At 67.5% G+C, this 21,790-nt stretch carries 22 protein-coding genes and 3 pseudogenes; 12 read left to right on the top strand and 13 right to left on the bottom strand.

Annotation, left to right across the window (positions count from 1 at the left end; translation table 11 throughout):
- Positions 1-123: 123 nt before the first annotated feature.
- The 13 genes from CN538_RS10835 to radC form a co-directional block, all read right to left on the bottom strand.
- Complete coding sequence (locus CN538_RS10835) at positions 124-1,137, bottom strand: tryptophan--tRNA ligase (RefSeq protein WP_106419431.1); 1,014 nt, start codon at positions 1,135-1,137, stop codon at positions 124-126.
- Positions 1,138-1,259: 122 nt separating this feature from the next.
- Complete coding sequence (locus CN538_RS10830) at positions 1,260-2,678, bottom strand: Na+/H+ antiporter NhaC family protein (RefSeq protein ID WP_106419430.1); 1,419 nt, start codon at positions 2,676-2,678, stop codon at positions 1,260-1,262.
- A 175-nt stretch (positions 2,679-2,853) separates the two neighbouring features.
- A complete protein-coding gene (locus tag CN538_RS10825) occupies positions 2,854-4,167 on the bottom strand; it encodes an NAD(P)/FAD-dependent oxidoreductase (RefSeq protein ID WP_106419429.1) in 1,314 nt (437 codons plus the stop codon).
- 2 nt (positions 4,168-4,169) lie between these two features.
- A complete protein-coding gene (locus CN538_RS10820) occupies positions 4,170-4,967 on the bottom strand; it encodes an IclR family transcriptional regulator (RefSeq protein WP_242494995.1) in 798 nt (265 codons plus the stop codon).
- Between the two features lie 224 nt (positions 4,968-5,191).
- On the bottom strand, positions 5,192-6,307 hold the full coding sequence (ald, locus tag CN538_RS10815; RefSeq protein ID WP_106419427.1) for an alanine dehydrogenase: 1,116 nt from the start codon (positions 6,305-6,307) through the stop codon (positions 5,192-5,194).
- A gap of 161 nt (positions 6,308-6,468) precedes the next feature.
- Positions 6,469-6,912 (bottom strand): acyl-CoA thioesterase, encoded by a 444-nt coding sequence (locus CN538_RS10810; protein ID WP_106419426.1) that lies wholly within the window; start codon positions 6,910-6,912, stop codon positions 6,469-6,471.
- Positions 6,913-6,933: 21 nt separating this feature from the next.
- Entirely contained in the window at positions 6,934-7,272 is a 339-nt protein-coding gene (locus CN538_RS10805) for a putative signal transducing protein (RefSeq protein WP_106419425.1), read from the bottom strand.
- Positions 7,273-7,287: 15 nt separating this feature from the next.
- The gene (locus CN538_RS22805; RefSeq protein ID WP_106419424.1) at positions 7,288-7,929 is read right to left on the bottom strand and encodes a class I SAM-dependent rRNA methyltransferase; all 642 of its coding nucleotides are present in this window, start codon (positions 7,927-7,929) and stop codon (positions 7,288-7,290) included.
- A 4-nt stretch (positions 7,930-7,933) separates the two neighbouring features.
- A complete protein-coding gene (locus CN538_RS22800) occupies positions 7,934-8,470 on the bottom strand; it encodes a class I SAM-dependent rRNA methyltransferase (RefSeq protein ID WP_106419423.1) in 537 nt (178 codons plus the stop codon).
- 60 nt (positions 8,471-8,530) lie between these two features.
- Positions 8,531-9,346, bottom strand: a complete 816-nt coding sequence (gene mutM / locus CN538_RS10790) for a bifunctional DNA-formamidopyrimidine glycosylase/DNA-(apurinic or apyrimidinic site) lyase (protein WP_106419422.1) — start codon at positions 9,344-9,346, stop codon at positions 8,531-8,533.
- Between the two features lie 184 nt (positions 9,347-9,530).
- Complete coding sequence (rpmG, locus tag CN538_RS10785) at positions 9,531-9,686, bottom strand: 50S ribosomal protein L33 (protein WP_035472447.1); 156 nt, start codon at positions 9,684-9,686, stop codon at positions 9,531-9,533.
- Positions 9,687-9,698: 12 nt separating this feature from the next.
- Positions 9,699-9,935: a 50S ribosomal protein L28 gene (gene rpmB, locus CN538_RS10780; RefSeq protein ID WP_106419421.1), complete on the bottom strand. Its 237-nt coding sequence runs from the start codon at positions 9,933-9,935 to the stop codon at positions 9,699-9,701.
- Positions 9,936-10,115: 180 nt separating this feature from the next.
- Positions 10,116-10,790 carry a RadC family protein gene (gene radC / locus CN538_RS10775; protein WP_106419420.1) on the bottom strand — a complete coding sequence of 225 codons (675 nt, stop codon included), beginning with the start codon at positions 10,788-10,790 and terminating at the stop codon, positions 10,116-10,118.
- 294 nt (positions 10,791-11,084) lie between these two features.
- On the opposite strand from radC, the pseudogene CN538_RS22795 reads away from it, so the two are divergent.
- The 12 genes and pseudogenes from CN538_RS22795 to coaBC all read left to right on the top strand — a co-directional run.
- Positions 11,085-11,285 (top strand): annotated as a pseudogene (locus CN538_RS22795) (hypothetical protein); the annotation flags it as partial.
- Positions 11,286-11,373: 88 nt separating this feature from the next.
- Positions 11,374-11,790, top strand: coding sequence for an FCD domain-containing protein (locus CN538_RS22790; RefSeq protein WP_106419419.1), 417 nt, complete (start codon positions 11,374-11,376; stop codon positions 11,788-11,790).
- Positions 11,791-11,871: 81 nt separating this feature from the next.
- Complete coding sequence (gene manD / locus CN538_RS10760; RefSeq protein ID WP_106419418.1) at positions 11,872-13,083, top strand: D-mannonate dehydratase ManD; 1,212 nt, start codon at positions 11,872-11,874, stop codon at positions 13,081-13,083.
- 99 nt (positions 13,084-13,182) lie between these two features.
- Positions 13,183-14,203, top strand: a pseudogene (locus CN538_RS10755) (Zn-dependent oxidoreductase).
- A gap of 100 nt (positions 14,204-14,303) precedes the next feature.
- On the top strand, positions 14,304-15,287 hold the full coding sequence (locus tag CN538_RS10750; protein ID WP_106419417.1) for a TRAP transporter substrate-binding protein: 984 nt from the start codon (positions 14,304-14,306) through the stop codon (positions 15,285-15,287).
- 105 nt (positions 15,288-15,392) lie between these two features.
- On the top strand, positions 15,393-15,977 hold the full coding sequence (locus CN538_RS10745; protein ID WP_106419416.1) for a TRAP transporter small permease: 585 nt from the start codon (positions 15,393-15,395) through the stop codon (positions 15,975-15,977).
- Positions 15,977-17,260 (top strand): TRAP transporter large permease, encoded by a 1,284-nt coding sequence (locus CN538_RS10740; RefSeq protein WP_035472435.1) that lies wholly within the window; start codon positions 15,977-15,979, stop codon positions 17,258-17,260. Before CN538_RS10745 ends, CN538_RS10740 begins: the two co-directional genes overlap by 1 nt.
- Before the next feature lies 1 nt (position 17,261).
- Entirely contained in the window at positions 17,262-18,338 is a 1,077-nt protein-coding gene (locus tag CN538_RS10735; RefSeq protein ID WP_340638095.1) for a mannitol dehydrogenase family protein, read from the top strand.
- Positions 18,232-18,750, top strand: a complete 519-nt coding sequence (locus tag CN538_RS25215; protein ID WP_340638330.1) for a mannitol dehydrogenase family protein — start codon at positions 18,232-18,234, stop codon at positions 18,748-18,750. Before CN538_RS10735 ends, CN538_RS25215 begins: the two co-directional genes overlap by 107 nt.
- Positions 18,751-18,752: 2 nt before the next feature.
- Entirely contained in the window at positions 18,753-19,925 is a 1,173-nt protein-coding gene (gene uxuA / locus CN538_RS10730) for a mannonate dehydratase (RefSeq protein ID WP_242494987.1), read from the top strand.
- A 92-nt stretch (positions 19,926-20,017) separates the two neighbouring features.
- Complete coding sequence (locus CN538_RS10725; RefSeq protein WP_106419415.1) at positions 20,018-20,446, top strand: hypothetical protein; 429 nt, start codon at positions 20,018-20,020, stop codon at positions 20,444-20,446.
- 89 nt (positions 20,447-20,535) lie between these two features.
- A pseudogene (coaBC, locus tag CN538_RS10720) lies at positions 20,536-21,776 on the top strand (bifunctional phosphopantothenoylcysteine decarboxylase/phosphopantothenate--cysteine ligase CoaBC).
- Positions 21,777-21,790: the final 14 nt, after the last annotated feature.

The following is a 21,790-nucleotide window of genomic DNA, read 5'->3' as shown; positions in this document are numbered from 1 at the left end:
CGAAAGTGTTATATACCACGATCGATGCCGTCGCCTGCCGAATGCCCAGACGACAACGAGCCGGCGCAGGGCCGGCTCGTCGGGTTAGCGGGGTGTGGCGCCACGAAGTGACGGGTAGCCGAGCTACTGGAAGCGCCCCAGCCCCACGGCAACCCGCAGCCGTTCCATCAGCGTATTGGCTTCGGCGCGGGCGCGCTCGGCGCCACGCTGCAGGACCTGTTCGATATGCCCGGGGTCGTTCATCAGCGCCTCATAGCGCTCGCGCGGTCCACTCAGGTGCGCATCGAGGTACTCGAACACCTCGTTCTTGGCTTCGCCCCAGCCGATCCCTTCGGCATAGCGGCGACGCATGTCGGCGCTCTCCTCGGCTGTGGCGAAGGCGCTGTAGATCTGGAACAGGGTGCAGGTATCCGGGTCCTTGGGCTCGCCCGGCTCCAGCGAGTTGGTCTTGATCTTGCGTACCAGCTTCTGCAGCTTCTTGGCCGAGACGAACAGCGGGATGGTGTTGTCGTAGCTCTTGGACATCTTGCGTCCGTCGAGCCCGCGCAGCACCTCGACCTTCTCGTCGACAATCGCCTCGGGCAGGGTGAAGTAGTCACCCTTGTAGATATGATTGAAGCGCCCCGCCATGTCGCGGGCCATCTCGATATGCTGGATCTGGTCGCGCCCCACCGGCACCTTGTGGGCGTTGAACATCAGGATATCGGCGGCCATCAGCACCGGATAGCCGAACAGTCCCATGGTGACGCCCCGATCCGGGTCGGGGACACCGCCCTCCTCGTTCTCCGCCACCGCCGCCTTGTAGGCGTGGGAGCGGTTCATCAGCCCCTTGGCGCAGACGCAGGAGAGCAGCCAGGCGAGCTCGGGGATCTCGTGGATGTCGGATTGGCGATAGAAGATCGCGTTATCGGTATCCAGCCCCAGCGCCAGCCAGGTGGCAGCGATCTCGAGCCGCGACTGCTGTACCCGCTGCGGGTCCTGCGCCTTGATCAGCGCATGCAGGTCGGCGAGGAAATAGTAGGACTGGACATCGGGATTCTGGCTCTCGGCGATCGCCGGCTTGATCGCGCCGACATAGTTGCCCAGATGCGGCGTACCCGTGGTGGTGATGCCGGTAAGAACGCGTCGCTGGCTCATGAACTCTTCGATCGATGGGAGAGTGGACGGGAAATGGCGAATGGCGGCAGTTTACCTTGCCGCCCGTGCCTTAGCGAACCCGCCTCGCCGTACCCGCCGCCGAGGTGCGGGCAGGCCAGGACTCAACCGATATCGACCAGGGTCACGCCCACCAGCAGATAGATCGCCAGGGAGACCAAGGCCACCGCCAGCGCGTAGGGGATCTGGGTGCGCACATGGTCCATGTGATCGCAGGCGGAGCCGGTCGAGGCGAGCACCGTGGTATCCGACAGCGGCGAGCATTGGTCGCCGAACACCCCGCCGCCGGCCACCGCAGCAATGGTGGCGTAGACCAGCGGCGTCAGCGTATCGCCGGTGAAGACGAAGGCCACCGGTACCGAGATCGGCATCATGATCGCGAAGGTGCCCCAGGAGGAGCCGGTGGCGAAGGCGATCAGCGCCGCGAGCAGGAAGGTGATCGCCGGCAGCAGCGTCGGCGAGAGCCAGTCGCGGCTGATCTCGACGATATACCCGGCGGTGCCCATCTCCTTGGAGAGCTGATTGAGCGAGTAGGCCAGGGCCAGGATCAGAATCGCCGGCATCACCCCTTTCATGCCAGCGGTGGCGGTCTTCATGATGTCGTTGAGCGGGATCCCCTGCAGCCGCATGATCACCCCCAGCACCACCGCCGCGGCCAGGAACGCCTCCATCGTCTTGGCCGAGCCCATGACCACGAAGGTGCTCACGGCGACGCCGATCACGATCAGCACCGGCAGCACGAAGTTGAGAAACAGGTGGGTGCGCACGCCCTCGAACGGCTGCAGGTCGGTCAGCTCCTCGCCGAGCAGCGGATCGGCACCGTCACGAAACACCTTGCCCTCGTTCTGGGCACGCGCCTCGGCGCGCTTGAGCGGGCCGAACAGCGGCACCACGCCCACGATCACCAGCCCCACCACCAGCACCGAGAGCCAGGCGTAGAGATTGAACGGCACCGCGTAGACGAACGCCTGCATGGCCTCCCCGGCAGTGTCGATCGGGCCCATGCCGATCAAGAGCCCCGAGATGAATACCGCCCAGCCGGTGATCGGCACCAGTACACTGACCGGCGCCGAGGTGGAGTCGGCGATATAGGCCAGCTTCTCCCGCGAGACGCGGTAGCGGTCGGTGAGCCCGCGCAGGGTGGAGCCGACGAACAGCGGGCTGAAGTAGTCGCTGAAGAACACGAACATGCCCATGAACCAGCCCACCAGCTGGACCCGCACCCGCGACAGCGCGCGCGCCTCGACCCAGGCGGTGAAGTTGCGGATCGCCCCGGTACGCTGGAAGAAGGCGATCACGGTACCGATGAACAGCTCCAGCAGCAGGATCCACGAGAAGTCCGTGGTCCCCAGAGAGGTCTTCAACAAGGTGGGAAAGCCCATAGGCCCCTGCCCCATGATCGACACCCCGACCACGCAGGCCACGGCCAGCGAGAACACGGTATTGCGGGTGGCGAAGGCCAGGACGATGGCGAGACAGGCGGGTAGCAGCGAGAGCAGCCCATAGTGCATTTGCGGATCCATGCTGACTCCTTGGGTGTTGTTGATGTTGTTATCGAACCGGGGTCGGGTTAGGCGATTTAGGCGATTCGGGATCGTCGTCTTGCGCCTGTCGGACTCTGTCGAACGACCTCTGTCAGTCGGCCTCTGTTGGTCGCCTTTGTTGGTCGAACGTGGGGGGCACCATCACTCGTGGCGCCTATGTCTCGTCGCGGCCGCGGCGCTGCTCCACGCGGCGGATCGCTTCGAACGCCAGGCGCCGAATCGGCGCCGGTGGCATCCAGCTGGCGCGGCCGAACAGCGCCGGGATCTCTTCCGCCGGCCGCCCCAGCGCCAGCCGCGCCAGCGCCTCGCCCAGCACGCTACCCTTGACGATGCCGCCGCCGTTGCAGCCCGCCGAGACGTAGAGCCCCGGGCCGATCTCGCCCCATAGCGGGGCACCGTTGTAGGTCAGTCCGGTGGTGCCGCCCCAGACTCGCTCGAAGCCGACATCGGCCAGCGCCGGATAACGCGCCGCCAGGCTCGCGGCCAGCCCGGCGGCCACCTTGGCCGGGTCGCGCTCGCGCTCGTAGTCGTACTGGGCGCGGATCATCAAGCGCCGGTCGGCGGTGGTGCGCAGGGTGCAGCCGAGCCGGTGCGCCGGTAACAGCCCCCAGGGCATGCCGGCCACCGCGGCGGTGTCGGCGGGCGTCAGCGGCGCAGTCAATGCGGCATAGGTATAGATGGCGGTAAGGCGCGAACGGTCGGCCCCCAGGGCGCGGGCAAAAGCGTTGTTGGCCAGCATCACCTGGCGCGTGCGGATCTCGCCCTCGGGGGTGGTCACGCGCCAGCCGTCGCCGTCGCGGTTCAGTGACAGCGCCGGGCTCTGCTCGTAGCAGGTAACCGCCGGTGGCAGCGCCGCCACCAGCCCGCGAATCAGCGCCGCCGGCTGCACCAGATAGCAGTCCGGCGAGTAGAGCCCCTCGGCGTAGTAGTCGGTGCCCAGGCGCTCGGCCAGGGCCGCGCGATCGAGGCGGCGGTAATCGAGCCCCGCCGCGTGCAGAAACTCGGCGTAGCTGGTCAGCGCCGCGCGCCCGGCGCTGCCCCGGGCGGCCCGGTAGGTGCCACTGCGGGTCAGCTGGCAGTCGATGGCGTGGGTATCGACCAGCGCCTTGAGCGATGCCATCGCCTCGCGGCTGAGGCGGTTGAGGGTCGCCATGCGCGACAGCGCCCCACTGCTGGCATCGTTGGCCAGCGCGATCTCCAGCATGAAGCCCGAGTTGCGCCCCGGGCTGCCGTCGCCCACCCGCTCCGCCTCGAGCACCACCACGCGCCGCTCGGGCGCCAGCGCCTGATAGGCCCGCGCGGCGGCGACACCGGTATAGCCGGCGCCGACGATCACCAGCTCGGCGCGCTCGTCGCCGCGCTGGCTCGGCCCGGGCGCGCGCGCCGGCAGCAGTGCCTGCCAGCCGCAAGCGCTGCGATGGGAGGGATGGGTGGCGAGATGCGGCGCCAGGTGGGGGGCTAGCGTCATGTTCAGGACTCCGGCTGCAGCAGACCGTGGAGCTCGGCGTTCAGCCCGGCGACCTCGCTGGCCATGGCGGTGATCAGCGTAGCGCGGTGCGCCTCGCTCAGGCGCGACTTGAGCAGCGAGCAGCTGAAGGCGCCGAGACAGCGCTCACCCGGGCCGAGCAGCGGCATCGCCAGCCCGGTGAACTCGGGCAGGCTCGAACCCTCCACCCCGCGGGCGTGCCCGTGGGTATGGCAGTAGTCGATCTCGCGGCGCACCGCGGCGACATCGATGGCGTAGTCGCGCGCCAGACATTCGCGATTGGCCTCCAGAATCCACCCCCGCTCGCGCTCGTCCAGCGAGGCCAGCAGCGCGATCGAGGCCTGGCCGACGCCCAGCGGTACGCGCCCGCCGATGGACGCCACGAAGCCCCCCACCGGATAGGCCCCATTCTGGATCTCCAGGCACACCGCGTGCCGGCCATCGTGGGCGAACAGATAGAAGCTACCGCCCAGGCGCTGGGCCAGCGCCAGCAGTCGCGGCCGGGCCAGGTCGCGCAGCTGGGCGCCATTGCCCGCCTCGGCCCCCAGCACCAGCAGCTCGTAGCCGAGCAGATAGCGATGACGCAGCGGCGACGGGCGCAGAAAGCCCTCCTCGCGCAGCCCTTTGAGCAGGCGATAGATGGTCGGCCGGCTCAGCTCGGTGGCGTCGAGATAGTCATTGATACCCGCGCCGCGGGCACCGCAGGCGGCGGTCACGCGCAAGAGCGCCATCACATGGCGCAGGGTCGAAGGCGTATGGGAGGCATCACGGCTGGCAGGCACGGTCATGGCTCGGCGGCGAATGTCGTCCGAGCATAACCGAGACACGCGGGGGAATTCGTCTCGCTATGCGAGACACGACGGCCACACTCAGCGTAGCTGGCGGGCCGAAGGCTCAGCCACCAACGCCGAGCTCAGGAGCACGCCGAGCCGGCAACACCGACGGCGCCGCCACAGACGGCGGCGCAGGTATCGGCGCAGGTGGAGGCAAATGGCCTGAAGCGCGCTCAGCGCAGACAGCTCTCGGCGTCGACCGCGTCGATGCCGAACGCCTCACCGACTGCGGCGTAGGTCAACTGGCCGGCGTGGACGTTGAGCCCGGCGAGGAAATGGGCGTCATCAGCCAGCGCCTGCTGCCAGCCCTTGTCGGCCAGAGCGATGACGAACGGCAGGGTGGCGTTGGTCAGCGCCTGGGTGGAGGTGCGCGCCACCGCGCCCGGCATGTTGGCCACGCAGTAGTGGACGATGCCATCGACAATGTAGCTCGGCTCGGCATGGGTGGTGGGACGGCTGGTCTCGAAACAGCCGCCCTGGTCGATCGCCACGTCGACCAGCACGCTGCCGGGCTTCATCTCGGCGAGCATGGCACGGGTGATCAGCTTGGGCGCCGCCGCGCCGGGCACCAGCACCGCGCCGACGATCAGATCCGATTCCCGAATCGCCTGCTCCAGGGTCTCGGCGGTGGAGTAGACGGTGTGGATGGCACCCTGGTAACGATGATCGAGCACCTCGAGGCGCGCCAGCGACTTGTCGAGGATGGTCACCTCGGCGCCCAGACCGAGCGCCATGCGCGCGGCGTTCTCGCCGACCACGCCGCCGCCGATCACGCTGACCTTGGCTGGCGCCACCCCGGGTACCCCCGGCAGCAGGATGCCGGCGCCACCCTGAGCCTTCTCCAGACTGTGCGCACCGGCCTGGATCGCCATGCGTCCGGCGACCCGGCTCATCGGCGCCAGCAGCGGCAGCCCGCCCTGGGCGTCGGTGATGGTCTCGTAGGCGATACAGGTGGCGCCGCTGTCGAGCAGCCCGCGGGTGAGCGTCTCCTCCGCGGCCAGATGCAGATAGGTGAACAGGATCTGGCCCGGGCGCAGCCTTGCCACCTCCACCGCCTGGGGCTCCTTGACCTTGAGAATCGCCTCGGCCTCGCGCCACAGCACCTCGACGTCATCGACGATCTCCGCCCCGGCCTCACGATAGGCGTCGTCGGGGTAGCCGGCACCGCCACCGGCGCTCGCCTCGACCGACACCCGATGGCCACGGGCGAGAAGTTCACGCGCGCCGCCCGGGGTCAGGGCGACGCGATATTCATGGTTCTTGATTTCCTTGGGGACACCGATATGCATGGCGGATTCCTCGATCGTGACTTGTCATTGGGGGGATCGAGCGGATTACAGCACAGCCATGCTGACGACGGGATACCAGACAAAAAAAGACGAAAAAATCGCGCATAGCGCCGCTCTCGCCACGAAAATTCTCGTCGCGAGAGGTAAAACAGTAGAAAAATCTAGCTTATGGCCGGAGACGTCACCGCCCCACCGTAGACCTCGACGAAGCGCGCCGGCATACGTCGCGGCCGGCCGCTGGAAAGTTCGATACAGGCAAAGCGAGTCTGTGCCCGCAGCAGCGTGGCGCCGGTCGCGTCGTGGCGCAGCTGGAAGCACCGCGTCAGCGTCAGGCGGCCATCGCAGGCGACGATCCAGGTGGCGATCTGCAATCGATCGCCTTCGAACGCCGGAGCGAGATAGTCGAGTTCGTGGCGATGCACCACCATGCCTCGGTCGAGCGCGCGGTAGTCGTCGAGGCTCAGCCCCAGCGCCCGCGAGTGGGCCCAGCTGGCCTGCTCGACCCAGCGCAGATACTCGGCGTTGTTGACGTGGCCGTAGTGGTCGATATGGCTCGCCTCGACTGCGATGTCGAGGAGGAAGGGGTGGGGTAGATCCCAGCTCATGCCGTTCTCCTGCAGTAGCTGTCAGGCAGGCGGCGCCGCGGCTGGCGGACGCCGGGTCGCGCACTGCCAGCAGGTATCGAAGGCGCCATCGAGGCGCTCGCCGCAGCCGGGGCAGACCCAGTCGGCGGGCACATCGGCCGGCCCCCCCAGCGCCTCGCGCAGCAGCACCCGAGCGCGTTCGTGGTCGGCCCGGGCCACCCACACCTGCGGCTCGCACTGGTCCATGGGCAACTCGCCGGCGGCGCCGGCCAGGGTCATGTTACGCAACTCGACGACGATACCCGCGCTGTCGATGACGTTGCGAACATGACACACCAGCAAGACATTGGGATGACGAAAGAGACAGACAAGCGCCGTCATCGTCCCGCTGCCCCTTCAGTTGCGGAACACACGCACACCGAGCGCCTTGAGATAGGCGGTCTCGGGGATTGCCGGGTGGATCGGATGGTCGCCGGCCTGGCCGCCGCGATAGAGGATCTGGCCATGGCGGTCCTGGTGGCGCACGGCCCCGCGCACGCACTCGACCAGGCGCTCCTCGGCCAGGTGCATCGAGCACGACGCCGACAGCAGCAGGCCATCGCGACCGAGCAGGCGCATCGCCTCGCGGTTCAGACGCGCGTAGGCGCGCTCGCCGTTGGTGATGTCCTTGCGCTTCTTGATGAAGGCCGGCGGATCGAGCACCACCACATCGAAGCGCTCACCCTCGGCGCGCAGCGCGGTCAGCGCCTCGAACACGTCGCCGTGGCCCACCGCCACCTGCTCGTGCAGGCCGTTGAGCGCGGCGTTCTCGGCGACCCGCTCGAGTGCTGCCTCGGAGGCGTCAGCAGCACCTCGCTGGCGCCGTGGGCGCCGCCTGCACGCCCCAGCCGCCGACGTAGCTGAACAGGTCGAGCACCCGCTTGCCGGCGACCAGGCCGTTAGCCAGGCACGATTGGCGCGGTGATCATAGAACCAGCCGGTCTTCTGGCCATCCAGCACCGGCGCGACGAAGCGCACGCCGTTCTCCTCCAGCAGCACCTGCTCAGCAGTTCGCCGTGGACCACCGCCACTTCCGACTCGAGCTGTTCGAGGCGGCGGCCGCTGGAGTCGTTCTTGAACACGATCGCCCGCGCGACAGCACCTTGTCCAGCGCCGCGATCACTTCGTCGCGCACCCGCTCCATGCCCAGGGTGTTGAGCTGCACCACCAGCACGTCGTCGAAACGATCGACGATCAGCCCCGGCAGCAGATCACCCTCGCCGTGGACCAGGCGGTAGAACGGCTTGGCGAAGAGCCGCTCGCGCAGGCCGAGGGCCTGATTGAAACGATGCACCAGCAGCGAACGGTCCAGGCGCACGTCGGCATCCCGCGAGACCACACGGGCGCAGATCAGCGAGTGCGGATTGACGTAGGCCACCCCCAGCGGCTTGCCGTTGGCGGCCTCGATCACCGCCTGGGCGCCGGGCTCGAGCCCCTTCAGCGGCGTGGCCTGGATATCGATCTCGTTGGAGTAGAGCCACAGATGGCCCGCCTTGAGGCGGCGGTCGGCGTTCTTCTTGAGGCGCAGGGTCTGGGGCACGGAGGACTCCATGAGCAAAGGATTATCGGGGCGCATTCTAACAGTATCGGGGCCAGGCGCTCAGCGCTGGCAGATCGGGCAGTAGACGCTGGCACGCTGCCCCAGCGTCACCTGGCGCAGCAGATGGCCGCACTCGCGGCACGGCTCACCAGCACGACCGTAGACGTTGAGGCGCTGGGCGAAGTAGCCGGGCTCGCCGCTGCCGCTGACGAAATCGCGCAGCGTGGTGCCGCCCTGGGTGATCGCCGCCGCCAGCACCGTCTTGATTGCCTCGGCCAGGCGCACGTAGCGCTCGCGCGAGACGCGCCCGGCAGCGCGGCGCGGGTCGATCCCGGCCATGAACAGCGCCTCGCTGGCGTAGATGTTGCCCACCCCCACCACCACGGCGTTATCCATGATGAACGGTTTGATCGCCGCCCGGCGCCCCCGCGAGAGGGTGTAGAGACGCGCGCCGTCGAAGTCGGGCGACAGCGGCTCCGGCCCCAGCCGCGCGAGCCTGGGGTCGCTGGCGGCGTCAGGTGCCAGCCAGTCGACGAAACCGAAGCGGCGCGGGTCGTGATAGCGCAGGATGGCGCCGCCCTCGACCACCACGTCGACATGATCGTGCTTCCTGGGCAGGTCGCCCACCCGCGCCAGACGCAGGCTACCGGACATGCCCAGATGCCACAGCAGCGAGCGATCACCCACCGGCAGCAGCAGGTACTTGGCGCGCCGCGCGAGCTCGCCGAAGTGTGCGCCGATCAGCGCCGACTCCAGATCCACCGGCACCGGCACACGCAGGCTGCGGCTGCGCACGATCACCTCGACGATCTCACGACCCTCGACGTGGGGCGCGATACCGCGGCGGGTAGTCTCGACTTCGGGAAGCTCGGGCATGCGTCTGTTCTCGCGGTTCTTTCATCACAAACCGGTCCATCACAAACCGGTCCATCACAAACCGGTCCATAACAAACCCGCTCGTGACTAACGAGTTCATCACCAACGAGAAAACCCGGTCGAGGACCGGGTTTTCCGTACTGTCATTCCTGCGCTGGCACTTTGGCACCAGCGGAAAGCTAGATCACTTGATCTTGGCTTCCTTGTAGATGACGTGCTTGCGAACGACCGGATCGTACTTCTTGAATTCCAGCTTGTCCGGGGTGTTACGCTTGTTCTTGGCGGTGGTGTAGAAGTGACCGGTACCGGCACTGGACACCAACTTGATCTTGTCACGCATCTCTCAGACTCCTTAAATGCTGGCGCCGCGCTTGCGGATGTCGCTGAGCACCGCTTCGATGCCTTTCTTGTCGATGATGCGCATGCCCTTGGAGGAGATACGCAGCTTGACGAAACGCTTCTCGGATTCGACCCAGAAACGATGGGTGTGCAGGTTCGGCACGAAACGACGACGCGTCTTGCGCTGTGAGTGCGAGACGTTATTACCAGTCACCGGACGCTTACCGGTAACCTGACAAACTTGGGACATGGAAGCCTCCGACCACTGGCGGGTTGTGCAGAGTTAGCTCGGGCAAACCACGAAAAATGGCTGGCGTCCGCCTTCTGCCCTGTTTCAAAGGGCGTACTTTAACCAGACCCCCTAACCCCCCGCAAGCGCGCGGGCGCTTTTTCCCTTCGATCAGCCCACGTGATTTCCCCGCCATCTCGCTCACAGCCAGCCACGTTCGACGAACGAAATCACCTCGCCGTCGCCCACCACGAAGTGGTCGAGCACGCGAATATCGAATAGCCCCAGCGCATCGCTCAGGCGCTCGGTGACCCGGCGGTCCGACTGACTCGGTTCGGCCATCCCGGAGGGGTGGTTGTGGGCGAAGATCAGCGCACCGGCGTTGTGGGCCAGCGCCCGACGCGCCACCTCGCGCGGATAGATCGAGGCGCCGTCCAGCGTGCCTTCGGCGAGAATCTCGAAGCGGATCACCCGGTGCTGGTTGTCCAGGAACAGCGCCGCGAACGCCTCGTGGGGAAGATGACGCAGCTGGGCGCTGAGAAAGCGGCGCACCAGGGTCGGTGAAGTGAGCGCGGCGTCACGCTCGAGCAGGCTGCCGAGATGGCGCCGCGACAGCTCCAGCGTCGCCTGCAGCTGGACGTACTTGGCCTCGCCCAGCCCGTGCTCGGCACAGAAGCGCTGGCGATCCGCCTCCAGCAGCGCCCGCAACCCGCCGAAGCTGGCGAGTAGATCGCGCGCCAGGTCGACCGCCGAACGCCCCTTGACCCCGACGCGCAGAAAGATCGCCAGCAGCTCGGCATCGGAGAGCGCCGAGGCGCCCAGCGTCAGCAGCTTCTCGCGCGGGCGCTCCCCCGCTGGCCAATCGTTGATTCCCATCGCGTCATCTCCTCTCTTGTCAGCGCTTCCTTTTCAGCACCTTCTTTTCAGCACCTTCTTTTTCAGCACTTCTCAGCCTATTCGCGACCCGCTTCGGCCGACTCCCTTCACGGCACGCGCGTTACCCCGGCTTGTGCCCCTCCTGGGAGAGATCGGCCACCGCGGCGAAAACTGTGGCTTCACGACAGCGCAAGGCGAGACGTGACGTGATGCGCACTGCCGCGGGGCCTCCGAAAGTCGAATCGCCATATCCCACCGACAACTACCATACTAGTTAGACAAGATCATCTGGCGATGCCGTTACGGCGTCTGCCACGACCTTCGAGACGAGCCATACAGACGAGGATCGCCGTGAGCCAATCGCTCTACAGCCTGTGGGAAGACGCCGCCACCGGCCCGGTCCGCCAGCGCCTCTACGCCACCCTGCGCCAGGCGATCATCCGCTTGACGCTGGCCCCCGGCCAGGCGTTGTCGGAGAAGGAGATCGCCGACACCTTCGCGGTCAGCCGCCAGCCGGTGCGCGAGGCGTTCATCCGCCTCTCCGAGGCGGGGTGGTCGAGGTACGTCCCCGCGCGGCACCTTCGTGGTCAAGATTTCGCCGCAGGCGGTCTACAGCGCACGCTTCGTACGTGTGAAGCGATCGAGGTCGCGGTGGCCAAGTCGGCGGCAGAGTCGGGGCTCTCGCGACGCGGTCTCGACGAGCTCCACGAGCTGGTCGAGCGCCAGCGGCGCACTCTCGGCAGCGACGACTACGAGCTTCTATCTGCTCGACGAAGCCTTCCACCAGACGCTGTCGCGCGAGGCCGGCCACGCCTCGGCGTGGCGTTTCACCGAAGAGGTCAAGGCGCACTTCGACCGTGTGCGCTACATCAGCATGCCCGACGGCACGCCGCTGGAGACCCTGGTGGCCCAGCACGAGCGCATCGTCGGCGCCATCGCCGAGCGCGACCCGCCGCCGCCGCCGAGCGCGCAGTCCAGGCGCACCTGCGCGAGCTCCTGACCTCGCTGCCACGCCTGATCGAACGCCATCCCGAGCTGTTCGCCACGTGCTGAACAGACCGCTACCGCCGCCGGAGAGCGCATGAAAATCATCGACGCCCGCGTCATCGTCACCTGCCCGGGACGCAACTTCGTCACCCTGAAGCTCGTCACCGAATCCGGCATTCACGGCATCGGCGATGCCACCTTGAACGGCCGCGAAATGGCCGTGGTCGCCTATCTGCAGGAGCACGTGGTACCGGCGCTGATCGGCCGCGACGCCAGCCGCATCGAGGACACCTGGCAGTATCTCTATCGTGGCGCCTACTGGCGTCGCGGCCCGGTCACCATGAGCGCGATCAGTGCGGTGGACATGGCACTGTGGGACATCAAGGGCAAGGCCGCCGGCATGCCGCTCTACCAGCTCCTGGGCGGCAAGAGCCGCGAGCGGGTGATGACCTATGCCCACTGCACCGGCAAGGAGATCGACAGCTGCCTCGCGGAGGTCGCCCGTCACGTCGAGCTGGGCTACAAGGCGGTGCGCGTCCAGGCCGGCGTGCCGGGTATCGAGACGATCTACGGCGTGGCCAAGCGCGACGGCGAACGCTACGAGCCGGCGGACGCCGAACTGCCCGCCGAGCACGTCTGGAGCACGGAGAAGTACCTCAACCACGTGCCCGAGCTGTTCGCCGCCGTGCGTGAGCAGTTCGGCCACGAGCTACATCTGCTCCACGACGTCCACCACCGCCTGACCCCGATCGAAGCGGCGCGACTGGGCAAGGCGGTGGAGCCCTACCATCTATTCTGGCTGGAAGATTGCGTGCCGGCCGAGAACCAGGAAAGCCTGCGCCTGATCCGCGAGCACACCACCACGCCGCTGGCCATCGGCGAGGTGTTCAACTCGATCCATGACTGCCGCGAGATGATCCAGAACCAGTGGATCGACTATATCCGCACGCCGCTGACCCATGGTGGCGGTATCACCCACGTGCGCCGGATCGCCGATTTCGCCTCGCTCTATCACGTGCGCACCGGCTTCCACGGGCCGACGGATCTGTCGCCGGTGTGCCTCGGCGCGGCGGTTCACTTCGACACCTGGGTGCCCAACTTCGGTATTCAGGAACACATGCCCCACGACCCGCTGACCGATAGCGTCTTCCCCCATGACTATCGCTTCGAGGCAGGGCACTTCGTGGTCGGCGAGTCGCCGGGCCATGGCGTCGACATCGACGAGGAAGCCGCCGCCCGCTACCCGTACAAACCCGCCAGCCTGCCGGTCAACCGGCTCGAGGACGGCACCCTGTGGCACTGGTAACACGACACGTGAGAGGCGCCGCGCTTGACACGCGCGGTGCCATCCACGGCGCGTGGCGAACCGCGCCGGCGCAGACCGCGCCAGTTTGAGGAGAGATCGATGCAAGCCTTTCGTGTCAGCGCCCCGCACGCCTTCGCGGTCACCGAGCAGCCAGCGCCCAACGCCGCCGCGGGCGAGGTGATCGTCGACGTCGCCTACGCCGGTATCTGCGGCTCGGACATGCACATCATCCATGGTGACAACGCCTTCGTGCAGTTCCCACGGATCACCGGCCACGAGTTCGCCGGGGTGATCAGTGCGGTAGGCGCAGGTGTGGATGCCGCGCGTATCGGCGAACGGGTCTGCGTCGACCCGGTAGTCGCCTGCGGCAGCTGCTATCCCTGCCGCATCGGCCGGCCCAACGTCTGCAGTGCCATGCAGGTGATCGGCGTGCATCGCAGCGGCGGCTTTGCCGAGCAGGTCAATGTCCCCGCCGCCAACGCCCACCGTGTTCCCGACGCGCTGGCGCTCGATACCGCGGCCCTGGTCGAGCCCTACTCCATCGCCGCCAACGTGCTCGCCCGTATGGACCCGCAGCCGGGCGATCGCCTGCTGGTGATCGGCGCCGGGGTCATCGGGCTGACCGTGCTGCAGATGGCCCGCGCCCTGGGCATCGAGGAGGTGATCGTCACCGATATTCTCGACGCACGCCTGGCGAGCGCTCGCGAACTTGGCGCCAGCCACGTGATCAACGGCCGCGAGAACGACCTCGAGACCGCCTGCGGAAGCGACCGCGGGCGAGGGCGTTCCGCTGATCGCCGATGCCGCCTGCATTCCGGCAATGCTGCCGGCCATGCTGCGCATGGCTTGCCCCGCCGGACGCATCGGCCTGCTCGGTTTCAGTCCGACGCCGAGCGACCTGATCCAGTTGGAGGTGATCAAGAAGGAGCTGACGCTGGTCGGCTCGCGTCTCAACAACCGTCGGTTCCCGTCGGTGATCGCGCAGATAACCGCTGGACGTCTCGATCCCAAGGCGCTGATCAGCCACCGCGTGGCGCTGGCGGAGATGCCGTCCGCGATCGACCTGCTCGACAACCATCCGGAACGCGCGCGCAAGGTGCTGGTACGCATCGCACCCTGACGCCCTGCCAGTCGGGTCGCGACGTCACTCGCCGCGGCCCGTCGTCTCTGCGGCACAACAGCGACAACGCCGCGCTACCTCACCCAAGGAGTTTCACGCCATGTTCTCCACCCCGACCCTCAAGCAGCTGCTCGCCGGCGTCGCCCTCGGTGTCACCCTCGTCGCCAGCCAGGCCACCTTCGCCGCCGACTACACGCTCAAGTTCGGCCACCTGGCCAACGCCGAGAACATCTGGAACAAGGCCGCGCTCAAGTTCAAGGAACTGGTAGAGGCCAATTCCGATGGCCGGATCGAGGTTCAGGTCTTTCCCAACGAGCAGCTCGGCAACGAGATGGATGTGATCAACAGCATCCAGCTCGGCACCGCCGACATGACCATCACCGGCGAGAGCCTGCAGAACTGGGCGCCCAAGGCAGCGATGATGGCGGTGCCCTACCTGTTCAAGGACGCCGACCAGCTGCGCCGTGCCGTGGAAGGTGAGGTCGGCAAGCAGATCGAGGCACAGATCACCGAGCGCACCGGCCTGGTGCCGCTGGCCTGGTTCGAGCGCGGCCCGCGCGAGCTGACCTCCAACCGCCCGATCAAGACCCCTGACGATCTCGACGGCCTGCGCATTCGCGTACCCAACGTGCCGCTGTTCGTCGACACCTGGAAGGCACTCGGCGCGCGACCGACGCCGATGGCATTCAGCGAGGTATTCACCGCGCTGCAGCAGAACACCATCGAGGCCCAGGAGAACCCGCTCAGCCTGATCGAGAGCGCCAGTTTCAACGAGGTACAGAAGTACGTCGACATGACCGACCACGTGCGCAGCTGGATCTACGTGGTGATCGGCAAGCAGAAGCTCGAATCGATGCCCGCCGACCTGCAGCAGGTGGTGCGCGAGGCCGCCAGCCAGATGCAGAGCTACGAAGAGACGCTGTTCGCCGCCGACCAGAAGCGGCTCGAACAGGCGCTCAAGGACAAGGGCATGACCTTCGTCGAGGTGGACCAGGCAGCCTTCGCCAAGCAGGCCAAACCGGCGGTGCTCGACGCCCTGAACGACGAGCAGCGCGCGCTCTACCAAGAGATCCAGGCGCTCTGAGCTAGGCATTCTGACCCCGGCGGCGCCCGCCGGTGACGCCTCGCCGCAGGGCAAGCGCCACCGGCAGGCGTCTGAGCGTGCACATTCCCTCATTCGGAGACTCCCATGACGCACCCCACCCCGGAACCGCCCTCGGTCGACGTCCAGGAGGGCCTCGAGGTGCTCGACCGTGTGCCTCGCCTGGGCGGGCCGCTGGGCAAGTTCGCGGCGCTGCTCGACCGCGTGCTGCTGACACTGGCGGTGATCGCACTGGTCGGCCTGTCGCTGACCGTGCTGCTACAGGTAGCCTCGCGCCTGTTCCTGCCGATCACCCTGGCCTGGACCGAAGAGCTCACCCGCTACCTCTTCATCTACATGGTCTCGCTCGGCGCCGGGGTGGTGCTGCATCGCCATCGTAACGTCAACGTCGAGCTGTTCCATGGTCGCCTCTCGCCGCGCGGGCGCGCCCTCTATCTCAGCGTGATCTCGCTGATCACTCTCGGCTTCGTGGTGATGGTACTGCCCGGCGCCTGGCAGTTCGCCCAGATCGGCGCCTTCCAGACCTCGCCCACACTGCGAATCCCGATGATCTACATCTTCTTCTCCTCGGTGCTGCTGTTCGTCTCGCTCGCGTTCTACGCCGCGATCTGCACCCTCGAGGGAGTCATGGCCCTGATCCGCCCGGTTCCCGACGCCCGGAGTGAGCGCTAATGGATATCGCCGTTCTCTTCATCACCTTTCTGGCCCTGCTGCTGCTCGGCCTGCCGATCGCCTTCTGCCTGGGCGTCTCTTCGGTCGCCTATCTGCTGCTCGGCGGTATCTCGTTGACCATCGTGCCGCAGCGCCTGTTCTCGGGGATCGACGCCTTCGTACTGCTGTGCATCCCCGGCTTCGTCATGGCCGGCAACCTGATGAACGTGGGCAATATCACCCAGCACATCGTGCGCTTCTCCAACGCCCTCGTCGGCCATGTCCGCGGCGGCCTGGGGCTGGCCAACGTCGGCGGCTCGATGATCTTCAGCGGTATTTCCGGCACCGCGGTGGCCGATGCCGCCAGCATCGGCTCGGTGATGATTCCGGGGATGGCTAAGAGCGGCTATGACAAGCCGTTCGCCGCCGCGGTCACCGCCGCTTCCTCGACCATCGGCCCGATCATCCCGCCCAGCGTGCCGATGATCATCGTCGGCTCGCTCTCGGGCATTTCGGTCGGGCGCATGTTCCTGGCCGGCGCCGTGCCCGGGCTGCTGCTCGGCGTGGCGATGATGATCACCGTTTACTGGCTGGCGGTGAAACGCGGCTACCCCAAGGAGCCGCGTGCCTCCTTCATGACGCTGCTCAAGGAGGGACGCAGCGCGTTCTGGGCGCTGCTGATGACCTTCATCATCCTCTACGGGATCATCGGCGGGCTGTTCACCCCGACCGAAGCGTCGATCGTCGCCAGCCTCTATGCGCTGCTGGTGGGCACCTTCGTCTACAAGGGCATCAACTGGCGCAACCTCGGCGGCATCCTGACGGATACCGTGATCACCTCGGCCTCGCTGATGCTGCTGGTGGGGCTGGCCAATCTGTTCGGCTGGATCCTCACCAGCCAGCAGATTCCGCAGTTGATCGCCGGCGCGATTCTCGGCTTCAGCGACAATCCCATCGTGGTGATCCTGATTCTCAACCTGATCCTGCTCTTCGTCGGCGCCTTCATGGAGACCATCGCCGCGCTGATCATCCTGTTCCCGGCGCTGCTCGGCGTCGCCACCGGGATTGGCATGGACCCGATCCACTTCGGCGTGATGGCGGTACTCAATCTGATGATCGGGCTGACCACGCCGCCGGTGGGGGTCTGCCTGTTCGTGGTCTCGAGCATCGGCAAGCTGCCGATGCTGCGTGTGGCGCGGGCGATCGTGCCGTTTCTGATCTGCAATCTTCTGGTACTGCTGCTGGTCTCCTTCGTGCCCGCGCTGTCGCTGTGGTTGCCCAACCTGCTGATGGGAGCCTCCTGAAATGTCACCCCGCGAGATCCATGTCGAACGTCACCCGGCCACGCGAGTGCCACGCCAGATAGGCATCGTCCATCTGGGCCTGGGCGCCTTTCACCGCGCCCACCAGGCGGTCTACCTGCAGCAGTGCCTCGAACGCACCGGTGACGAGACATGGGGCGTCTGCAGCGCCAACATCCGCGCCAATCGCACCCTGGTCGAGCAGCTGCGCGCCAACGACCTGCGCTACCACGTGGCCGAATACCGCGACAGCGAGCACCTCGACCTGCGCCAGATCGGGGTCATCCGCGAGGCGCTCTACGCCGGCCCCGACGGACCGGATCGCGAAGCGCTGCTGGTGCGGATGAGCGACCCTGCCGTTCGCATCGTCACGCTGACGGTCACCGAAAAGGGCTACTTTCTCAATCCGGCGAGCGGCGAGCTGCTCACCCAGGCCGAGCCGATCGTCCACGACATCGCCAATCCAACGACGCCGCACACCGCACCCGGCCTGCTGGTGGCGGCGCTGGCCCGGCGCCGCGCCGCCGGCACCCCGCCCTTCACGGTGCTCTGCTGCGACAACATGCCGGCCAACGGTCAGCGCACCCGGCGTGCGGTGATCTCGCTGGCCCGGCATCGCGATAGCGAACTGGCCGACTGGATCGAGGCCCAGGTCGCCTTCCCCTCGAGCATGGTCGATCGCATCGTGCCGGCGATGACCGACGCGGACCGGACGCGCCTGGCAGACCTGGGTGTCGACGACCCGGCGGCGGTGGTGTGCGAAGCGTTCCGCCAGTGGGTGATCGAGGAGAGGTTCCCCCAGGGCCGGCCCGACTGGGCGGGCGATGGGGTGGAGATGGTCACCGACGTGACGCCGTTCGAGACCATGAAACTGCGCCTGCTCAACGGCGCCCACTCGCTGCTCGCCTATCTGGGTGCGCTGGCCGGCATCGAGACGGTCGATGCAGCCGTGGCGACGCCCGGCGCTTTGCGGGCTGCTGCGGCACTACTGGCAGCGCGAGGCGGCGCCCACCCTCGACCTGCCGGCGGGCAGCGACGCTGCGGCCTATACCGAGCGGCTGCTGGCGCGCTTCGGCAATGACAGCCTGCGTCATCGGCTACAGCAGATCGCCATGGATGGCTCGCAGAAGCTGCCCCAGCGCTGGCTGGCCGGCGCGCTCGAGAATCGGCAGAAGGGCCGATCGCAGGCGGCGACGGCGCTCGGCGTCGCCGGCTGGATTCGCTACACCGCCGGCACCGATCTCAGCGGCCAGCCGCACGCGGTGGACGACCCCCTGGCAGAGACGTTCGCCACGCTCCATCGCTGCCACGGCGACGACCCCGCCGCACTGATCGACGCCTTTCTCGCCCTCGATGCCATCTTCCCCAAGGCACTGCGCGACGATAGGCCATTCGCTCAGCAGCTCCTCGACGCGCTGAGGCGACTGCAAAACGACGGCGTGGAGTCTGCCATTGCCGCCTTGATACCCACCGCTTCTGATCGGGACGCTTGATCATGGAACATACCTGGCGCTGGTTCGGCCCAAAGACCCCATCGGCCTCGGCGAGATTCGTCAGGACCGGGCGACAGGCATCGTCACCCCTGCACGAGATACCCATCGGCGAGACCTGGCCGCGCGCGGCCATTCGTGAACGCCAGCAGCAGATCGAGGCGGCGGGGCTCAGCTGGTCGGTGGTCGAGAGCGTACCGGTCCACGAGACGATCAAGCTGGGGCTGCCGGAAGCCGAGCACTATCTCGACAACTATCGTCGAACACTTGCCAACCTCGGCGCCTGCGGCATCGACACGGTCTGCTACAACTTCATGCCGGTGCTCGACTGGACCCGCACCGATCTGGCCTGGCCGCTGCCCGAGGGCGGTACCGCGCTGCGCTTCGAGCATGCCGCCTTCGCCGCCTTCGATCTCTACCTGCTCGAACGCCCCGGCGCCGCGGCCGACTACACCGCCGCCGAGCGCGACGCCGCCCGCGCCCACGTCGAACGGCTCGACGACGACGCCCGCCAGCGGCTGATCGAGACCATCATCGCCGGGCTGCCAGGAAGCGATGCCCACTACGGTCTGGCCGAGCTGCGCCAGGCCCTGGCCGCCTATCGAGATGTCGATGCCGAGCGCCTGCGTGCCAATCTTGCCGCGTTCCTGCGCGCCGTGGTGCCCGCGGCAGAAAAAGCCGGGGTAAGTCTGGCGATCCATCCCGACGACCCACCGCGCCCGCTGCTGGGACTGCCACGGGTGGTCTCCACCGCCGACGATGCCGCCTACGTGCTCGACAGCGTGCCCAGTCCAGCCAATGGCCTCACCTTCTGCACCGGCTCCTACGGCGTACGCGCCGACAACGACCTGGTGGCGATGGCCACGCGCTTCGCCCCGCGCATCCACTTCGTGCACCTGCGCGCGACCCACCGCGAGGCGGACGCCTCGAGCTTCCACGAGGCTGGCCACCTGACGGGGGACGTCGACATGGTCGGGGTGATCGCCGCGCTGGTGCGTGAAGAGCGAAGGCGCCAGCGTGACGGCGGTGCACGCCTGCCGCTGCGCCCCGATCACGGCCACCACCTGCTCGACGACCTCGAGCGCGACACCCGCCCCGGCTACCCCTTGATCGGCCGCCTCAAGGGGCTCGCCGAACTGCGCGGAGTGGAGGCCGCGGTGAGCGCGCTGCTCCGCTGAGCCCGGCGGTTGGCCGAGGGACGGTCTTTGGGGCGAGATACGCCGACTAGGCTATGGTGAAGTCACACCCTCGTCTCTTCGGGAGTACCACCATGCAACGACCCATCGCATTCGCCGCCAGCCAGCGCCTGGCTACCCTGGCCATGGCTGCCACCCTCGTCGCCACCCTCAGCGGCGGTGTCTCCAGCGCTTTCGCCGCCGATGCCGGTGCCGCGCAGGCACAGCCGGAGAGCGACCGGGTGCTCAGCGGCGACCAGATCCAGCAGCGGGTGTGGGGGCACCGCGTCCACGGCGCCATGGCCAATGGCCAGTCCTACGACGAGACCTATGCCAACGACGGCAAGATCCAGGGCGACGGCTACACCGGCCAGGCCAAGATCGTCGACGACCGCATGTGCTTCGACTACGGCAGCGACAGCGTCGAGTGCTATGGCGTGCGCGCCGCGGGCGACGACCGCATCGAGTGGCTAAAGCAGGGCGAGGTCGCCGGTGAAGGGGTGATCGAGGCCCCGGCCCAGTAGGCCAACGAGCCTGCCGGGGTGGGAGCGCGCGTTCCGCCCCGGCGCCCTGCGATGGTAAGGTAGCGCCAATGTTTCAGGACACGTATCCCATGTCGCTACCCCTCGGGCCGGGACTCGCCGGCACCCGCATCCTGCTCGGCATCAGCGCCGGTATCGCCGCCTACAAGAGTGCCCATCTCGCCCGCCTGCTGAAGAAGAGCGGCGCCGAGGTGCGCGTGGTGATGACCGACGGCGCCCAGGCTTTCATCACCCCGCTGACGCTGCAGGCGCTCACCGGCGAGCCGGTGCGCACCTCGTTGCTCGACCCCGAGGCCGAAGCCGGCATGGGCCACATCGAGCTGGCGAAATGGGCAGATATCATCCTGATCGCCCCGGCCACCGCCGACCTGATGGCCCGCCTGGCCCACGGTCACGCCGACGACCTGCTGACCACGCTGTGCCTCGCCACGGAAGCCCGCTGCCTGATGGCGCCGGCCATGAACCAGGCGATGTGGCGTCACCCGGCGACCCTGGCCAATGCCGAGCGGCTGCAAGAACTGGGCTGGACCCTGCTGGGGCCGGATGCCGGTGATCAGGCCTGCGGCGATGTCGGCCTCGGGCGCATGCTCGAGCCGGAGACGATCTTACCCAGCTGCAGCAGGCGCTCGATCCCGCGGCGGCCATCTCGACCCAGGATCTCGCCGGCCGCCGGGTGGTGATCACCGCTGGACCGACCCGCGAGGCGCTCGACCCGGTGCGTTACCTCTCCAATCACAGCTCCGGCAAGATGGGCTACGCCCTGGCCGCCGCCTGCGCCGCGCGGGGCGCCCAGGTGACGCTGGTGAGCGGTCCGGTGGCGCTGGCGACGCCGCCCGGCGTGGCGCGTGTCGACGTGCTTTCGGCGTGTGAGATGCTCGCGGCGGTGGAAGCCGCACTCCCCTGCGAGCTGTTCATCGGCTGCGCCGCGGTGGCCGACTACCGCGCCGCCAGCGTCGCCGAGCACAAACTGAAGAAGGGCGACGACACCAGTGGCATGACGCTCGAGCTGGTGCGCAACCCGGATATCGTGGCCACGGTGGCGGCACGTGCCGAGCGCCCCTTCTGCGTCGGCTTCGCCGCCGAGACCCAGGCGCTGGAAACCCATGCCGGCGACAAGCTTTTGCGCAAGCGCCTCGATCTGATCGTGGCCAACGACGTCTCCCAGGCGGGGCTGGGCTTCGGTAGCGACGACAACGCCGCCACCCTGCTGTGGCGGGAAGCGGACGAGGTGCGCCGCCAGGCGCTGTCGCCCCAGCCCAAGACGGCGCTGGCCACGGCGATTCTCGATCATCTGGTGCCACGCCTGCCCTGACGCCCCCCGTGCCG

It is taken from the genome of Salinicola tamaricis (genome assembly GCF_003006155.1).
GTDB classification, from domain to species: Bacteria; Pseudomonadota; Gammaproteobacteria; order Pseudomonadales; family Halomonadaceae; genus Salinicola; species Salinicola tamaricis.
This window is presented reverse-complemented; position numbering and strand designations above follow the sequence as displayed.

What these genes read in the sequence shown, in the direction of transcription:
- CN538_RS10835 (WP_106419431.1), bottom strand. Translation starts at nt 1,137, where the DNA reads ATGAGCCAGCGACGCGTTCTTACCGGCATCACCACCACGGGTACGCCG.
- CN538_RS10830 (WP_106419430.1), bottom strand. Translation starts at nt 2,678, where the DNA reads ATGGATCCGCAAATGCACTATGGGCTGCTCTCGCTGCTACCCGCCTGT.
- CN538_RS10825 (WP_106419429.1), bottom strand. Translation starts at nt 4,167, where the DNA reads ATGACGCTAGCCCCCCACCTGGCGCCGCATCTCGCCACCCATCCCTCC.
- ald (WP_106419427.1), bottom strand. Translation starts at nt 6,307, where the DNA reads ATGCATATCGGTGTCCCCAAGGAAATCAAGAACCATGAATATCGCGTC.
- CN538_RS10810 (WP_106419426.1), bottom strand. Translation starts at nt 6,912, where the DNA reads ATGAGCTGGGATCTACCCCACCCCTTCCTCCTCGACATCGCAGTCGAG.
- CN538_RS10805 (WP_106419425.1), bottom strand. Translation starts at nt 7,272, where the DNA reads ATGACGGCGCTTGTCTGTCTCTTTCGTCATCCCAATGTCTTGCTGGTG.
- mutM (WP_106419422.1), bottom strand. Translation starts at nt 9,346, where the DNA reads ATGCCCGAGCTTCCCGAAGTCGAGACTACCCGCCGCGGTATCGCGCCC.
- rpmG (WP_035472447.1), bottom strand. Translation starts at nt 9,686, where the DNA reads ATGCGTGACAAGATCAAGTTGGTGTCCAGTGCCGGTACCGGTCACTTC.
- rpmB (WP_106419421.1), bottom strand. Translation starts at nt 9,935, where the DNA reads ATGTCCCAAGTTTGTCAGGTTACCGGTAAGCGTCCGGTGACTGGTAAT.
- radC (WP_106419420.1), bottom strand. Translation starts at nt 10,790, where the DNA reads ATGGGAATCAACGATTGGCCAGCGGGGGAGCGCCCGCGCGAGAAGCTG.
- manD (WP_106419418.1), top strand. Translation starts at nt 11,872, where the DNA reads ATGAAAATCATCGACGCCCGCGTCATCGTCACCTGCCCGGGACGCAAC.
- CN538_RS10750 (WP_106419417.1), top strand. Translation starts at nt 14,304, where the DNA reads ATGTTCTCCACCCCGACCCTCAAGCAGCTGCTCGCCGGCGTCGCCCTC.
- CN538_RS10745 (WP_106419416.1), top strand. Translation starts at nt 15,393, where the DNA reads ATGACGCACCCCACCCCGGAACCGCCCTCGGTCGACGTCCAGGAGGGC.
- CN538_RS10740 (WP_035472435.1), top strand. Translation starts at nt 15,977, where the DNA reads ATGGATATCGCCGTTCTCTTCATCACCTTTCTGGCCCTGCTGCTGCTC.
- CN538_RS10735 (WP_340638095.1), top strand. Translation starts at nt 17,262, where the DNA reads ATGTCACCCCGCGAGATCCATGTCGAACGTCACCCGGCCACGCGAGTG.
- uxuA (WP_242494987.1), top strand. Translation starts at nt 18,753, where the DNA reads ATGGAACATACCTGGCGCTGGTTCGGCCCAAAGACCCCATCGGCCTCG.
- CN538_RS10725 (WP_106419415.1), top strand. Translation starts at nt 20,018, where the DNA reads ATGCAACGACCCATCGCATTCGCCGCCAGCCAGCGCCTGGCTACCCTG.